The sequence below is a fragment of the Neorhizobium galegae genome (genome assembly GCF_021391675.1).
GTDB classification, from domain to species: Bacteria; Pseudomonadota; Alphaproteobacteria; order Rhizobiales; family Rhizobiaceae; genus Neorhizobium; species Neorhizobium galegae_B.
The window spans coordinates 989,477-1,005,421 of record NZ_CP090096.1 but is presented as its reverse complement, the minus strand read 5'-3'; the positions used below and the strand labels follow the sequence as shown (position 1 = coordinate 1,005,421).

The following is a 15,945-nucleotide window of genomic DNA, read 5'->3' as shown; positions in this document are numbered from 1 at the left end:
GACCGCGGCTTGTTCCGACATGCACCTAAATGGCCCAAATGACAACACGAGCCGCTGGATCACTCCGCAAAAAGGAGCAGCAGTGAACGAGAAATTGCTCGCGGTCTAAAAATTTGCATTGACAATAGTTGCAGTTGCAATAATTTAACGCCAAGGAGACTCGGGAGGAACTCATGTCTGCCACAGCTACCGCCGGCTCTACGCCGGCAATTCCGCCTATCAGCGATGCGTTTCGCGCGACCATGCGCAGATTTCCGGCGACGGTTACCGTGATATCCGCCTGTCGTAATGGAGCCGACCACGGCATGACCGCAACGGCGGTGACATCACTTTCCATGGATCCTCCGTCGCTGATTATCTGCCTGAACAACCGCACTTACCTGCACGACATGCTGCTGGAAGTGCCGGAATTTGCCGTCAGCGTTTTGACGCACGAACAGGTTTCCGTATCGGAAGGTTTCAGCGGAAAGATCGCTCCGGAGCGTCGGTTCGAAGCGGCCGATTGGGTTCGTCACGAACGGGGCATGATGGTTCTGGATTCGGCCCATGCCGCTGTGATTTGCCGTCGCATGGGTGCCGTTCCCTATGGAACGCATACGATCTTCATCGGCCAAGTGATAGACACTCGTCTTTCCGACGATACCACCCCGTTAATGTATGAAAACTCGAATTATTGCGCGCCACAGCACGCACCTTTTACTTCCCATAACTGAAGGCAGTTCCATGAACAGTACAGCAGCCTTGTTTCCCGCTTCGATGCGGGCGGAAAACCCATGTCTTGCCAAGCGTATCGCGCCGGTTCTCGATGAGATCCGCGCCGCTGCTCGCGATACCGAGAAAGCGGGGCGCGTGCCGGCCCGCAATATCGACCTGCTGCGCGGCGTCGGGTATTTCGACATTGTTAAGCCTGGCCGTTTCGGCGGTGACCAGGGCTCCTTTGCAGAGCTCGTCGATGCCAATATCGAACTGTCATCGGCTTGCGCCTCGACCGGTTGGGTCGCGGGACTTCTCTCTGCGCATCAGTGGCTTCTTGCGATGTTCGACGAACGGGTGCAGCAGGAAGTCTGGAGCACGAACCCCGATGCACTTGTATGTGGTTCCTATGCGCCGACGCGCATGGCGGAGCGCGTGGAGGGCGGATTTCACCTTTCCGGCGACTGGGCCTTTGCGAGCGGTTGCGAAAATGCGCAGTGGGCACTGTGTGCTGCCATCATCCCGCCAAAAATCGAAGGAGAGCGGGCCGTCCCGTCCTTTCTCCTGGTGCCTGCAAGCGACTACACGATCGCGGAGACCTGGGATGTCGTCGGTCTGGCCGGTACCGGTTCCAAGAGCCTGATCCTGAAAGACGTCTACGTGCCCGAGCACCGTATCCTGGCCTTCCCGGATGCGACTACGGGCAGAACGCCGGGCGGGAGGGGATACGAGGGCATCGGGCTTTTCAACATTCCGCTCCTCATGGGGATTCCGTTTTGCCTCGGCAGCGCTGCCATCGGTGCCGCGAAAGGTGCGTTGACAAGCTATCTCGACCATATGGGCACGCGGATCACGCGCGGTGCGGTCGCCGGGGGCAACAACAAGATCGCCGAGTTTCCGACCATCCAGCTGAGGGTAGCAGAGGCATCGGCATCTATCGATGCAGCACGCGAGATCATGCTGCGCGACGTGGCATGGGCGCAGCAGTTGGCGCAGGCACGCGAAAACGGCACGGTCGAAATCACCGAGGAAGACAGAATTCTGGCACGGCGCACGCAGTCCTTCGCCGTCAACCTGTCCCTTCAGGCGGTCGAAGCCTTGAACGCCTCCACGGGTGGTCTCGGACTTCAAATGTCCAACCCCGTCCAGCGGGCATGGCGGGATGCGAATGCCGTCGGACGCCACATTTCGATGAACTGGGACGCCGTTGGGACCATGGTCGGCCAGCATCTCCTGGGCCTGCCGCCCAAGGGTCAGTACTGACCTGTACACGCCCATTCCAGATCTGAGACAGAAAAGAGAGAGTATCGTGCAAGGTAAAATAGCGCTTGAAGAACACTTCGCCATTCCCGACACGCTGCAGGATTCAGCAGGTTTCGTGCCCGGGGACTACTGGACGGAACTATCGGCCCGCCTTCTGGACATACAGGACAAGCGCCTGCGGCTGATGGACGCCCACGGCATCGACAAGATGATCCTTTCCCTGAACGCTCCGGCTGTGCAGGCTATCCCGGACAAGGCAAAGGCTCTGGAAATCTCCCGCCGCGCCAATGACTTCCTGGCGGAGCAATGCCTCAAGAACCCCAACCGCTTTCTGGGTTTTGCGGCTCTCCCCCTGCAGGATCCGGATGCGGCGATACAGGAACTTCAACGCTGCGTGACGACGATGGGCTTCGTCGGCGCGCTGGTGAACGGGTTTTCGCAGGAAGGCGACGGCTCGACTCCGCTTTACTACGACCTGCCGCAATACCGCCCGTTCTGGGCGGAGATGGAAAAGCTCAACGTTCCTTTCTATCTCCACCCGCGCAATCCGCTGCCGCAGGACAGCCGGATCTATGCCGGTCATTCGTGGCTCATGGGCCCGACCTGGGCCTTCGCACAGGAAACCGCCGTGCATGCGCTGCGGCTCATGGGGTCTGGCCTCTTTGACGAGCACCCTGGCCTGCGCATCATTGTCGGTCACATGGGCGAGGGGCTGCCCTATATGATGTGGCGAATCGACAACCGAAATGCTTGGGTCAAGGTCGAAAAGAGCTATCCCGCCAAGCGTCGCATCGCAGATTATTTCAACGAGAACTTCTACATCACCACGTCGGGAAATTTCCGCACCCAGTCGCTGATCGACGCCATGCTGGAAATCGGCGCTGACAGGATTCTGTTCTCGGCCGACTGGCCGTTCGAGAATATCGACCACGCCGCCGACTGGTTTGATAGCGCTACGATCTCGGAGGCAGATCGCCTGAAGATCGGCAGGACCAACGCAGTTTCGCTGTTCAAGCTCGATCGTTGAACATGGCGCAACGAAGACGGAGTCGACGGGTGTGGTAGCGTCCTTCCAATACAATATTGGCCCGGCAAGGGTCATTTTCGGGCCCGGTTCGCTTGGCCAACTCGCCGACGCAATCACGGGGCAGGGCTGCAAGCGCGCCCTGATCCTGTCCACCCCGCATCAAAGTGCGGAAGCCGAAGGTATTGCCGCCGTCCTCGGTCCGCTTTCGGCCGGGCTGTTTACCGATGCCACGATGCACACGCCGGTCGAGGTGACCGAGCGGGCGATGGCAATTTATCGTGCCGCCGGAGCCGATTGCGTCGTTTCCTTCGGGGGCGGATCGACGATCGGGCTCGGGAAAGCGATCGGCTATCGCAACGATACGCCTCAGATCGTGGTAGCGACGACTTATGCCGGCTCGGAAGTGACGCCGATCCTCGGGCAGACGGAAAACGGTGAAAAGACGACCGTCCGGGCCGCCAGCATACTGCCCGAGGTCGTCATTTACGACCCCGAATTGACCGTCGGATTGCCGGTCGCCATGAGCGTGAGCAGCGGCCTCAATGCGATGGCCCATGCCGTAGAAGGTCTTTACGCACGGGATCGCAATCCGATCTCCTCGATGATGGCAATGGAAGGTCTGCGTGCTCTGAAGCAGGCATTGCCACGGATTCTGAACGAAGCGCAAGATCTCGGCGCTCGGGGGGATGCGCTTTATGGAGCGTGGCTTTGCGGGACGGTGCTTGGAACCGTGGGCATGGCCCTGCACCACAAACTCTGCCACACGCTGGGTGGCAGCTTCGACCTACCGCATTCAGAAACCCATGCGATCGTGCTTCCGCACTCAGCCGCCTACAACGCCTATGCAGCGGCAGATGAACTGAAGTCGGCGGCCGACCTCTTCGGTGGCTCACTGGGAGCCGGCCTCTACGACTTTGCCGCGTCGATCAACGCTCCTACGGCATTGAGAGATCTCGGTATGAAGGAAGCCGATCTCGACCGTGCAGCCGATCTGGCCACCCGCAACCCGTACTGGAACCCGCGTCCCATAGAGCGCCAAGCGATCCGCGCCCTGCTGCAAAACGCCTGGGAGGGCGCGCGGCCGCAATAACGCATTAGGAGGAGTTTCAATGTCTCGATATTTCAGCGAGGAGAAATCCGCAGAAGCGGTCAACGCACGCATGGCCCAGGATATAGCGCCACGACTGGCCGAGGTCATGGCATCGCTTGTCACGCATTTGCATGCCTTTGCAAAGGATGTCAGCCTTACCCAGCAGGAATGGGAGATGGCGATCAGCTTCCTCACCCGGACAGGCCATCTTTGTCACGACGAGCGGCAGGAATTCATCCTGCTGAGCGACGCGTTGGGTTTTTCCATGCTGGTCGATGCCATCAATAATCGCCGACCCGAAGGGGCAACCGAGAACACTGTATTCGGGCCGTTTCACGTCGAGGGAGCGCCACTGCGCCAGATGGGAGAGACGATCTCTCTCGACGGCAGGGGCGAAAGTTGTCTTTTCACCGGCTGCGTGCTGGATCTTGATGGCCACCCTGTCGAGGGTGCGCTGATCGATGTCTGGTCGGACAATTCCGATGGGTTCTACGACGTCCAGCAGCCGGACATTCAGCCAAAATGGAATAATCGCGGGATTTTCGTGACAGGCGCCGACGGCGGCTATAGTTTCGTCGGCATCAAGCCGGTTTCCTACCCGATCCCCGATGACGGTCCGGTCGGCCAGATGCTGAGATCGCTGGGCCGCCACCCATACCGCCCTGCCCATACCCACTATCTGATCACTGCGGAGGAATACCAGAAGCTCGTCACCCACACGTTTGTCGGCGACGATCCCTATCTGGAGTCGGATGCGGTCTTTGGGGTGAAAGACAGCCTGATCGCTCCCTTCGAGCGGATCGATGAAGCGACGATCTGGCGTTCCGATTTCAATTTCGTCCTGAGCCCCCTGGATTGCCGTCGATGACCGCAGGCCCTCGGGAGTTCTCGTTGTCCACGAAGAGCGGGTCGAATGCCGATGGCATACTCATCTGCACCGCAACCCGGATGCGTGTCGTGCAACTGGCCGTCCGGTAATGTTCGGATGGCCAGCGATAAGCCTCAGTCTTCTACTGATATTTCCCACAATCGAGCGTTCGATTGCCAGATGGGTTGGCCCCGGAGCTTTTTGGTCGCGCCGCAGACGTCGACCGTGTCATAGAGGAAAGATATGATGCCGGTGTACCCACATTCGGGACGGGCCATAAGCCCCAGGAAAACGGCGGATGGTTTCTCGAGCGTGATCGTGACGGTGGTTGTATCCACAGCCTTGATACCGGTCACATGGACGATGCGGCTGCCGTCGAAATCACCAGCACAGGTCCACTTTGTTGCAGGATCCATGTAGCGGTTCCAGTTCCACACCACGTCTTCGGCGGTCAGCGTCTTGCCGTTGTGAAACTTCACCCCTTCACGAAGCTTGAACGTATAGGCTAGTCCATCCGGCGACTTGTCGAAGCTCTCTGCCAATAGCGGCTTGACCTCGCCGCTGTCGGAGTAACCGACAAGTCCTTCGACGATGTGCAGAATGACCCCATCGGTATTGCCATCACGGTTTACGCCGGGATTGTTGTTGCGCAGGTCGGAACTCTGGGCAATGACGATATCACGGGCGGTGGAAACACCGGCAAGCGACATAAGGACCGTTCCGGCCAGGAGAATGCTTTTCATGTTCTACCCTCTTTTTTGTGAAGTTCCGTTTGTCTGTTCAGGCTTGGAACGCGTCCCAGCAGGCGCGTGACAACCGGCCGATGGTTTCGAGCGACATCGTGTAACCCGGCGTGCCGTCGGACATTTCCTGTGGCACCTGGTCGGTAAAGGCAGTGATGATGTAAAATGGTATGCCGTCGCGGTAGACGATGCCCGCATTCATCCGCCCGCGTTTTCCGGTGCCGCCCTTATGCGCAACGACAGTGCCGACCGGCAGTCGTGACGGAATGGCGTAACGCAGGATCTGGCTCTTCAGCGTTTTGAGGGCATAAACGCATAATTCCTGCGAGGCGCCGAGCATGGCAGCCGCTTCCGGTGAAGTCTGCGCGTCGAGTATGGCCTGCAGCAGAAACAGCTGGTCGCGTGCCGTCGTCGTGGTTACGGAATTCAAGGTGTGATCCGCAGACAGGCCCAGCGGTGGAATGAGAAAGCGGTGATGGGTGCCGTTCATGCCGATCGACTTGCAATAGCTGTCAACCTCTTCGAGCGTCAGCCGTTCGAACACCATCTTGGTGCAGACATTGTCGCTGAGAACCATCATGCCGGTAATCGCGTCGCGCAGCGAAATGACGATGCCGGGTGTCATGTAGCGAAACATGCCACTGGCAACCTCTTCCGCGAGGCGTGCCTCGTAGGTGATCTGTTCGTCCAGATCGAGCCTGCCCTCATGCACCGCCTTGAGTGCTGCCATCATGATCGATATCTTGCGTGTGCTTGCCGAAGGCGTTTCCTCATCCGCGCCGCGGTCGAACGTCTCGCCGGTCAGAAGGTTACGAATGCTGAAGCGTGTGACGAAGTTCTGGGCGTCGCAGATGGCGTTGAAGCGCTCAGCTGTGGTGCCGGTCGTGGTATGAGTTGTCATGTTATTGATCATTTTCAGTTCTCCAGGCGCCATTTCAGGGTGACGCCGCCGGTCTTGTTCAGATCGAGTGCGGGGATGGCAGAGAGCAGGCGTCGCGTATAAGCCTCCTTCGGGGTGTCGAAGATCGTGTCGCGATCACCCTGTTCGATGATCCGGCCGTCCTGCATGACGACGACGCGGTCGGCCACCTGCTCCACAACGCCAAGATCATGGCTGATGAACAGGCAGGAAAAACCGTAGCGCTTTTGCAGGTCGGAAAAGAGCGTCAGCACCTGCGCGCGCACCGTCACGTCGAGCGCCGACACCGGTTCATCGGCAATCAGGAAACGCGGACGCCGCGCGATTGCGCGGGCAATTGCCACGCGCTGCCGTTGCCCGCCCGAAAGTTCATGAGGATAACGCAGCGAATATTCAGAACCGAGCCCGACTTCCTCCAGCGTTTCATAGGCCCGCTTCTTCTTGGAGGCGCGATCGATGCCGGGAACCCGCCGGAGAGCTTCTTCCACGAGCGCCAGTATGGTCATGCGCGGATCAAGAGACGAGTAGGGGTCCTGAAAAACCATCTGGCAATTCAGCCGGTAGTCCTGCCGGTCGGCCTCCCGCTTGCGGCCTTGAAAAGGGATCTCGCCCCCGGATTCCTTGATCAGGCCAGCGATGGTGCGTCCGAGCGTCGTCTTGCCGGAGCCGGAACCACCCACCAGAGCGACGACCTCACCCTCGTGGATATCGATGGACACGCCATGCAGCGCGCGCTTGACCGCTCCCTTTTTCAAAAGCGACCTGCGGCCCGGATAATCGACCACGATATTCTTGGCGGAAACCATCGGTGCTGCCGTGGTATCGATTGTCCGGACCTGGCCGCGGATCGGCAAGGATGACAACAGCTTGCGGGTGTAGGGATGCTGGGGCGTCTCGAGAATCTGTTCGGTCGTTCCAGCCTCGACGATCGATCCTTTTTCCATGACCACGATGCGGCTGGTGTAACGTGCCACCATCGGCAGGTCGTGGCTGATCAAAAGCACGGCCGTGCCTTCGGCCTTCGTCAGCTCGACCATCAGTTCCATGACATCGCGCTGGATAACAGCGTCGAGCGCCGTGGTCGGCTCGTCGGCGATCAGCAACGCGGGTTTCAGAAGCATGACCGAGGCGAGCATGATCCGCTGGCGCATGCCGCCGGAGAATTCATGCGGATAGGATGACAGCGCTGCTTCCGGGTCGCGGATGCCCACCCGATCCAGCATGGCGAGGATTTTGGCGTGCCGCTCGGCAGGCGTATCCCGGGTGTGAAGGGTGAGCCCTTCTTCCAGCTGCCGTCCGATGGTCATGGATGGATTGAGCGATGTCATCGGCTCCTGGAACACCAACCCGATTTCCGCACCGCGCATCCTGCGAAGGTCTGCTTCGCTCATCGATGAGACGTCACGACCTTTGTAGATCACCTGACCGCCGATTTTGCGGATGGCAGCAGGCAGCAGCGAGATCAGCGAACGGGTCGCCAGCGATTTGCCGGAGCCGCTTTCGCCAACGATTCCGAAAATTTCGCCTGGTTCGAGATCGAAGCTGACATTTTTGACGACATCTATGCCGCGATGGGTGATTTCCAGCGAGAGATCACGCACGCTGAGAAGTTTTTCCTGTGTCATTTCAAACCTCTCATGCGGGGATCGAGTTTGTCGCGAAGCGCGTCTCCGAGCAGATTGATGCCGAGCAATGTCAGTGCGATGCAAAGGCCGGGGAAAAGTCCGAGCCAGACGGCCTGTTCGATGAAGGGGCGGCCAGCCGCCAGCATATTGCCCCAGGTTGGTGCCGGTGGCGGCACGCCAAGACCGAGGAAGCTCAGGGCACTTTCCGACAGGATGGCCCAGCCGAACATCGATGTGGCAAGAACGGTGATCGGTGCCAGGCAATTGGGGAGGATATGCCGCAGCATGGTGAAAATCTCGCCATTACCCATGACCTTGGAGGCTTCGATGAATTCACGCTCACGCAGCGACAGAACCGCGCCGCGAACCACGCGTGCCATGGATGGTGTGTAGGCGATGCCGAGCGCAAAGATGATGCCGTATTGGTTGGCACCGAATACGGCAAGCAGGCCAAGCGCCAGCAGGATGCCCGGAAAAGCGAGAAGGGCGTTGTTGATTGCCATGATGACGCCATCGATCCATCCGCGGGCATAACCGCTGACCAGCCCGATGAGGGTTCCGGCGACGGTGGCGAAACCGACGGTCAAACAACCGATCCAGACACTGGCGCGTGCGCCGATCACCAGACGGCTAAGGACGTCGCGGCCGAACTCGTCGGTACCGAGCAGATGCTGGGTGCTTGGTGCGGCAAGGCGGGCGGTGAAGCTGAGCTTCATCGGGTCGGACGGCGTCCAGAACAGGCTGACGGCTGCGACCGCCAGAAGGACCGAGATAAGCAGTCCGCCGATCAGGCCATTTAGAGTGAAATGTTTCATTCTGCCACCACGCGCGGATCAAACAGAGGGTACAGGAGATCGACGATCAGGTTGACGACGACATAGGAGAACGCGACGAATAGCAGGCAACCCTGAATGCCCGGATAGTCGCGCTGGAAGATGCTATCCACCATCAACCGTCCAAGACCGGGAATGGTGAACACGGTTTCGATGACCGCGATGCCACCGAGAAGATTACCGAGAATGAGGCCGATCATCGTCCAGGTGGGACCAAAAGCGTTCTTGAAAGCGTGTTTCCAGAGCACAGCGCTTTCGGACAGGCCCTTGGCGCGAGCATGGGTAATGTAGTCCAGCCGCAGCACCTCGAGGGTGGAGGCGCGCGCCATGCGAACCAAAGCACCCGCCTAATGGATGACCAGCGTCATGACCGGCAAGACTATATAGACCAAACCGGCGGTAAAATTCTCCGACATGGAGACATAACCAAGTACCGGCAACCAACCGAGCTTTAGGCCGAATAGGAGAAGAAGTAGCAGACCCAACCAAAAGGTCGGGATCGACAGGAGTATCGTTGCGGTACCAACCAGAGCCAGATCGGTGATGCTGTTCTGTCTCCAGGCGGCTATCACGCCAGCCGGGACCGCTATCAGACTAGCGAGAATTACCGCAATCACCACGATCTCAGCGCTTACCGTGAACCGTGAGACGACGAGTTGCAAAACAGGTTCGTCATTGACGATGGAGCGTCCAAAATCTCCCGTCGTTACATTCCCGCTCCAGATCAAAAACTGTTCCGGCATCGACTTGTCGAGCCCAAGCTCGAAACGCATTTGAGCAACCTGTTCGGGCTGAGCCATGTCCCCAAGCATCAGAGATGCGGGGTCCCCAGGTATGAATCGGATGAGAGCGAAGACCGTGATCGATACGATTGCGATCGTTGGCAACGCCATCAGCAGGCGTCTAAAAATAAATCCTGACATTTGTTCCCCTGGATGCGAGGGCCCCACCACTGGGTGCGCCTGTCATCGGCATGTTTTGCGGGAACTATGGGTGTCGGGAGAATGGCACGCAATCTTATGCATATTCGGGTTATGCCTATGCATAAACAGGGCAACCTACAGGATGAACGCGAAGTAGGTAGTCTAGTTTTGGTGCGCCCGAGCCCAGTCGGAGACGTATGGAAGAAACGTCTGCGCTATCTTGGGAAGGGGATACCCTTCCGCGCTAACGACCGCGTAAGTCACGGGCAAGGCGGGTTCAAGGGGAACGAAACGAAGAGGCAGGTTCCTGTACTCGTTGGCGATGAGAGAGCCGACTATGGCAATACCCAGCCCTTCCGCCGCAAGTGAGCAGGCGCACCCAACCGAATGCGCCTCCACGACTGGCTTTTGACGCAGTCCAACCTTATAGAAAAGCGATTCCAGCTCATGGCGGATCGGTCGCTCACGGTTGAGCAATATCAAATCCTGGCCCTTCAGATTGTCGACGGAAAGAAACGTCTCCCTCGCCAACGGGTGTTCTTCATGCATCACGCAGACATTGAAGGATTGAATGGGAATTTCCTGCCGCAGGCCGGTGGATATGGCGGGGAGACGAACAAAACCTATGTCCGCGTTTCGGTCGGCGACCATCCTCTCGATGGAAAGATAATTTCCCGAGGCTATTTCGGTTCTCACTTGAGGATTTTCATCTCGGAACCGGCGGATGAGGCGGGGCATCATTGTGACGGAAAGACTTGCCGGAAAAGCCAGACGCAGGAGAATTTCCCCCGATCGGCCACTTTCCAGCTCGCGCGCGGATATTCTTATCGCATGCAGTCTGTCGGATATCGATCTGATTTCCGGTCCGAGTTGCAAACCCTCGCGAGTAGGTGAAAGTCTGTTCTTTTCACGGTCGAAGAGACGCACGCCCAGATAATTTTCAAGCTGGTGCAGCATTCGGCTGGCGTTGGACTGCGATATGCCAAGCTTCACGGCGGCCGCAATCGTCGAGCCCGTTGCCGAAATCGCATCGTATGTTTCGATGTGTTTTACATTGATCGGCAAATTATTGTCTTTCGACATCGGACCTCCGGTCGGTAATGTTACCCGCCAAATGCATAAGATTGCGGTATGTTAAACGGTGAAACATTCTCCATGCAAATCAATCCCGCATGGAGAATTCAGCCATGGTTACAGTCATTGAAAAGATAGTGCGTCAGATCATGGCTCGCGCGAGCTTCTCTCCGCTCGCCATTTCGCGTGCGACCGATGCAGTGATCGACACCTACGGAGCGATACTTGCAGGTGCGAATGAAAGCCCGGTGAAAGCCTTGCAGCGCGCCTTTTCGGACCAGATCAACGAGGATCACCCATCTTCGATCGTTGGCGGTTTGCGCGCACCGGTGTCGCTTGCCGCTCTGGTGAATGGGACGGCTGCCCATAGCCTCGATTTCGACGACAATTTCCACCCGGCGCGAGCCCACGCCTCCGCAGTGCTGGTGCCGGCATTGCTTGCGGTTGCCGGTGGTGATCGATCGATCACCGGTAGGAATTTTCTGTCCGCCTATCTCGCTGGACTCGAGGCTCAGGCGGCGGTGGGATTCGGCGTCAATCCATCACACTACAATGCTGGCTGGCATGCGACCTCCACGGTGGGCTGCATAGGCGCCGCGGCCGGCGTCGCGATACTCCTGCGGGCTACGGAAACTGAAGTCGCGCATGCGATGAGTATCGCCGTGAGCCTTTCCTGCGGGCTGAAGGGCCAGTTCGGAACTATGGTGAAGCCAGTTCATGCAGGTGTTGCCGCGAGAAACGCCGTTGAAGCGGCTTTGATGGCCAAGGCCGGTCTAGAGGCGAGACTGGATATCCTGGAGGGTCGGCAGGGATTTCTTGAATTGTCCGGCGGTGAAGACGCCAAGGGCTGGAAGGATTTGGTCCTTGCCTCCGAACATGTAATCGAAACGCGCGGACTTGTGACGAAAAGGCACCCCTGTTGCGGCTCGACGCATCGGGCTATCGATGCGCTGCTCGAGCTCAAGAAGCGATACGATCTCGATATCGCCGACATTCGCGGTATCGATACTCAAGTTGGCATATCAGCACAGCGTAATCTTGCTTATGCGGACCCCAAGGATGAAATGGAAGCGCGGTTTTCGATGCAATATTGCTTGGCGACCGCTTTTATCCATGGAAAACTGGGGCTTTCCGACTTCACGCCAGAAGCAGCCGTCCGTCTGGAACTTCGTGATCTAATGTCTCGTATTTCGATGACTGCATACACGCCGGAACAGGAAAAGGGTGTTGAGAGACTGCCGCATCGTGTGACCGTGATCACCTGCGACGGTCGGCATATCAGTGTCGAACGACTTCATGCAAAGGGTGCCATAGAAGCCCCCTTGGATGAAGCTGATCGGGAATATAAGTTTCGAGATTGTTTGAGTTGGGCGAATATCTCCGGTCACCAGATTCCGTCTTGGCAGTCCTTGAGCGACCTCCAGCACACAGAGTGTGTGGCAGCAGCTCTTCCCTTTCCAAGATAACCAGCGCTCGCGGCTCCGACCGACCAGGCTACCAGGTACCGCAACAAGCGAGAGGACGTAGCCCAAAAGGGAAACCTTGTGGCTCGAGGGGAGGGGCATGCTGCGCATTGCCGCCGGGATAATGCACTCACCCCGGCCGGCATTCACAACGAGAGCGGCAGCCGCGCTGCCGCTCTCGTTGTCGCTCGACGCTGCGTTGATCGTGTCAGACGGCAATCTTGCCGCCACCCACCTTGGTGATCGCAACGACTGCAGGTCGCACTGGCATGTCGGGCTTGAAGTCCGGCCAGCGGGTGGAAAGGTCCTCGTAGTAGGACGGACGGCCATGGCCAGACCAGTCCTCGCCGCCATCGGCCGGATGCTGGACGGCGACGAAAGCCGTTTGGTCATCCGGGGTGAAAAGCGGGCCGCACATCTCAGCACCGACGGGAACGCGGAAGAAGAGCTTTGACGTGGCGCGGGCTTCACCTTCCGTATCGACGGCCCAGAGACCGTCTGTTCGGCCGGTCGCCTTGTTGTTGTTGCCGTCGGTCGAGACCCAGAGCCGGCCGGCGGAATCGACGGCGCAGTTATCCGGCATGCCGAACCAGCCGTTCTTGGTGGTTTCTGTGGAGAAGGTCGCGCCGACCGCCGCAACGGAAGGATCGCCGCACTTCAGAAGCACTTCCCACTTGCCGGAGGTGGCGGTGAAATCGCCGTCGTTTTCGGCAATCTCGATGATATGGCCAAAGGCGTTTTCTGCACGCGGATTGGCAGCATTTATCTGGTCGGCCTTGCGGCGGGTGTTGTTGGTCAGCATGACGTAGACCTTGCCGTTGACGCCGTTCGGCTGGACGTCTTCCGGTCTGTCCATTTTTGTGGCACCGAGCACGTCTCCCGCGCGCCGACATTCGATCAACACATCCGCCTGGCTGTTAAATCCGTTGGCGGCGGTCAGCGGGCCCTGGCCGTGGATCATCGGCAGCCACTGCATGGTGCCGTCCTCGTTGAACTTGGCGACGTATAGCGTTCCCTTGTCGAGCAGGTTCATGTTGGCCGCGCGGTCGTTCGGGTTGAACGTGCCTTCAGTCACGAACTTGTAGACATAGTCGAACCGTTCGTCGTCACCGAGATAGAAGACGACCTTGCCGTTCTTGGCGACGATCGATTCGGCGCCCTCATGTTTCGTGCGGCCGAGCGCGGTGCGCTTTTTCGGCATGGAGGCCGGGTCCATGACATCAACCTCGACGATCCAGCCGAAGCGATTCGGCTCGTTCGGTTCCTTGGCGAGATCGTAGCGGTCGTAGAAATTGGCCCACTCGTAGCCACCTTCCGGAACGCCGTATCGCTTGTAGTTGGCGGCCTCCTTATGGCCTTCCGGCAGCTTACCGGAGAAATAGCCATGGAAATTCTCTTCCGCCATGATGTATGTGCCCCAGGGCGTGACGCCGCCGGCGCAGTTGTTGATCGTGCCGATGGCGCGCGTGCCAGTCGCATCGACATAGGTCTTCAGGCGATCGTTGCCGGCCGCCGGGCCGGTAATTTCCATCGGTGTGTTGGCAGTGATACGGCGATTGTATTTGCCGTCGGTGACGATCTGCCACTTGCCTCCGGCCTTGCGGATTTCAACGATGGTGCCGCCATGGGCCGCCATTTCGACATCCACCTGCTCCTTGCTGAGCGCGCCCTGCTTGATCTTGCCATCCACGACCTTGACGAGGCCCGGGAACATCAGGTGCGGATTGGTGTATTCGTGATTGACGACGAGCAGGCCGTGCTCGCTCGAACCTTCGAGCGGAATGTAGCCGACATAGTCGTTGTTATAGCCGAACTGCTTGCTCTGCGCATCAGCCGTCTGCTTGGTGGGATCGAATTTCGGCGCGCCGGGCAGGACGGCATCGCCCCAGCGCAGAAGGATATCGGCGTCATAACCGTCGGCCACGTGGTGGTTGGCATCAACGCCGGCTTCCACTTCGGTGAACCTAAAGGCGGACCCGCTCCTGTTCTGGGCACGCGCCTCGTCGGCGCTCATCAGAGCGACAGGGCTGACCGTGGCCGCAATAGCCGAGACGGCGAGCGAGCCCTGCAGAAAATTCCGGCGCGAGAAACGCTTGCCGATGATTTCACCCATGGTCGGGTTGACGCTCGTGTTGTGGCCATCGCCATCCGCGTCTTCAAGCTGGGTCGTTGGGAATATCTTCCGGGAAGTGTGCTCGTTCATTGGCTCGCCTCTAAGTTAGGATTTGCCCCAAGCCTGGAGCCATTCTAACCTAAGGTTACACTATTACAGGTATGCGACAGGCATCGCCGCGCCGTCCATCTCTTGTCTCGGGGGCCGATTGGGCCAATGTTTCGCTAAAGTATTCGGCGTATGCATATTGTCGTAGAGGTAGCCCCAAAACTCACCTCTTTCTGTGGCCTTTACCTGAGACCAAACCGAGTCGACCGCCATTTCTCCGCACCAGTATGCGTAGACGAAGGGTGCACGCAACTTGTGACGAAGGAAGGCGAGGCGGGATCGAGTTACGTCGGGTGACTGGAGGGAGGCCTCCGCGATATCCGGCACGACCTTGTCGAGGGATCTGCCCTCACCAAGCACTTGCCAGGCGGCGCGGCACCTGAGCGCCGAACGAAGCCGCTGCAGCAGGTGGCCGAGATGATCCTCGGGCGTTTCGATCCAGTCGAGAAACTGCAGGCCGTTATCGGCAATGCCTTCGAAAATGGCCGAACTCGCCGAACTGGTGACGACCTGAGCCGCATCGAGCGGCATGAGGCCTTCCGCCACGCGCCTCTCGCGCAGTTTCAGATGAACGAGATGGCCCGGAAAGGTTTCGTGCACCGCCAGGTGCTTGAGGCTGAATGCAGTGTAGGGAAAATCGACATTGAGCAACAACCGCCTTTCGGGGAAATCGCAATAGGCCGAATACGGCACGTTCCGCTGACCGATCGGCTTGAGCCATTCGCCACCGAGCCAGTCAGCCTTCAACGCGGTCGCCAGAGCACCGCATCGCGCCCGCGCCTGACGCTGAAAGTCCGCCAGAACGTCCAGCACCTTGTCGGACGGTATTCGTGCGCGCTCCTCCCAGCGCGCAAGATCTTCCGACAGGTTCCCGCCGCGGAAGCCGAGTTCGTCCAATGCCTCGCGGATACCTTTGTGATAGCTCGCAATGATCTCTTCAGGGATGTCGCGCACATCGACGCGGATCTGTCGTTCCAGTCTTTCGGCAAAGCTGATGGTATCGCCGCGGAAGGTGGTGATCAGGGCGAGCAGTGAATCCGACATCTCGTCGAGCCAGTCCCGACGCAGTGCGTTTTCCGCTTGTCCGAGGCGGTCGCGCAAGGACAGGAGTGCGCTCTCTGCCTCCTCGTAGGTGTCGAATTGCCGCGGCGAAACTTCGGCGACGGCGACCGGTATCAAGCCTTCGGCATCGAGGATACCGGC

General features: G+C 58.8%; 12 protein-coding genes and 2 pseudogenes. 6 read left to right on the top strand and 8 right to left on the bottom strand.

What is annotated here, in order from left to right:
- Nucleotides 1-173: 173 nt before the first annotated feature.
- The 5 genes from LZK81_RS27460 to LZK81_RS27440 are packed head-to-tail and all read left to right on the top strand — an operon-like array spanning nucleotide 174 to nucleotide 4,941.
- Nucleotides 174-713: a flavin reductase family protein gene (locus tag LZK81_RS27460; protein ID WP_046607542.1), complete on the top strand. Its 540-nt coding sequence runs from the start codon at nucleotides 174-176 to the stop codon at nucleotides 711-713.
- A gap of 10 nt (nucleotides 714-723) precedes the next feature.
- Complete coding sequence (locus LZK81_RS27455) at nucleotides 724-1,956, top strand: flavin-dependent monooxygenase (RefSeq protein ID WP_233957156.1); 1,233 nt, start codon at nucleotides 724-726, stop codon at nucleotides 1,954-1,956.
- A 46-nt stretch (nucleotides 1,957-2,002) separates the two neighbouring features.
- Nucleotides 2,003-2,983: a gamma-resorcylate decarboxylase gene (gene tsdA / locus LZK81_RS27450; RefSeq protein WP_046607540.1), complete on the top strand. Its 981-nt coding sequence runs from the start codon at nucleotides 2,003-2,005 to the stop codon at nucleotides 2,981-2,983.
- A 31-nt stretch (nucleotides 2,984-3,014) separates the two neighbouring features.
- Nucleotides 3,015-4,073, top strand: a complete 1,059-nt coding sequence (locus LZK81_RS27445; protein ID WP_233957155.1) for a maleylacetate reductase — start codon at nucleotides 3,015-3,017, stop codon at nucleotides 4,071-4,073.
- A 19-nt stretch (nucleotides 4,074-4,092) separates the two neighbouring features.
- A complete protein-coding gene (locus LZK81_RS27440) occupies nucleotides 4,093-4,941 on the top strand; it encodes a dioxygenase (RefSeq protein ID WP_233957153.1) in 849 nt (282 codons plus the stop codon).
- Nucleotides 4,942-5,180: 239 nt separating this feature from the next.
- Here the strand turns inward: LZK81_RS27440 and LZK81_RS27435 are convergent.
- The 6 genes and pseudogenes from LZK81_RS27435 to LZK81_RS27410 form a co-directional block, all read right to left on the bottom strand.
- Nucleotides 5,181-5,684, bottom strand: a pseudogene (locus tag LZK81_RS27435) (ABC transporter substrate-binding protein); the annotation flags it as partial.
- Between the two features lie 37 nt (nucleotides 5,685-5,721).
- On the bottom strand, nucleotides 5,722-6,585 hold the full coding sequence (locus LZK81_RS27430) for a serine hydrolase (protein ID WP_233957845.1): 864 nt from the start codon (nucleotides 6,583-6,585) through the stop codon (nucleotides 5,722-5,724).
- 14 nt (nucleotides 6,586-6,599) lie between these two features.
- The gene (locus tag LZK81_RS27425) at nucleotides 6,600-8,228 is read right to left on the bottom strand and encodes an ABC transporter ATP-binding protein (protein ID WP_233957151.1); all 1,629 of its coding nucleotides are present in this window, start codon (nucleotides 8,226-8,228) and stop codon (nucleotides 6,600-6,602) included.
- On the bottom strand, nucleotides 8,225-9,043 hold the full coding sequence (locus LZK81_RS27420) for an ABC transporter permease (protein WP_233957149.1): 819 nt from the start codon (nucleotides 9,041-9,043) through the stop codon (nucleotides 8,225-8,227). The genes LZK81_RS27425 and LZK81_RS27420 overlap by 4 nt, the downstream gene beginning before the upstream one ends.
- Nucleotides 9,040-9,984, bottom strand: a pseudogene (locus tag LZK81_RS27415) (ABC transporter permease). Before LZK81_RS27415 ends, LZK81_RS27420 begins: the two are co-directional and overlap by 4 nt.
- A gap of 162 nt (nucleotides 9,985-10,146) precedes the next feature.
- Nucleotides 10,147-11,067: a LysR family transcriptional regulator gene (locus tag LZK81_RS27410; protein ID WP_046612303.1), complete on the bottom strand. Its 921-nt coding sequence runs from the start codon at nucleotides 11,065-11,067 to the stop codon at nucleotides 10,147-10,149.
- 104 nt (nucleotides 11,068-11,171) lie between these two features.
- Here LZK81_RS27410 and LZK81_RS27405 point away from each other — a divergent pair, with 104 nt between their 5' ends.
- Nucleotides 11,172-12,524 (top strand): MmgE/PrpD family protein, encoded by a 1,353-nt coding sequence (locus LZK81_RS27405; protein WP_233957147.1) that lies wholly within the window; start codon nucleotides 11,172-11,174, stop codon nucleotides 12,522-12,524.
- 205 nt (nucleotides 12,525-12,729) lie between these two features.
- Here the strand turns inward: LZK81_RS27405 and LZK81_RS27400 are convergent, their stop codons facing one another.
- Together LZK81_RS27400 and LZK81_RS27395 are read right to left on the bottom strand one after the other, a co-directional pair.
- The gene (locus LZK81_RS27400; RefSeq protein ID WP_233957145.1) at nucleotides 12,730-14,724 is read right to left on the bottom strand and encodes a PhoX family protein; all 1,995 of its coding nucleotides are present in this window, start codon (nucleotides 14,722-14,724) and stop codon (nucleotides 12,730-12,732) included.
- Between the two features lie 63 nt (nucleotides 14,725-14,787).
- On the bottom strand, nucleotides 14,788-15,921 hold the full coding sequence (locus tag LZK81_RS27395; protein ID WP_233957143.1) for a hypothetical protein: 1,134 nt from the start codon (nucleotides 15,919-15,921) through the stop codon (nucleotides 14,788-14,790).
- Nucleotides 15,922-15,945: the final 24 nt, after the last annotated feature.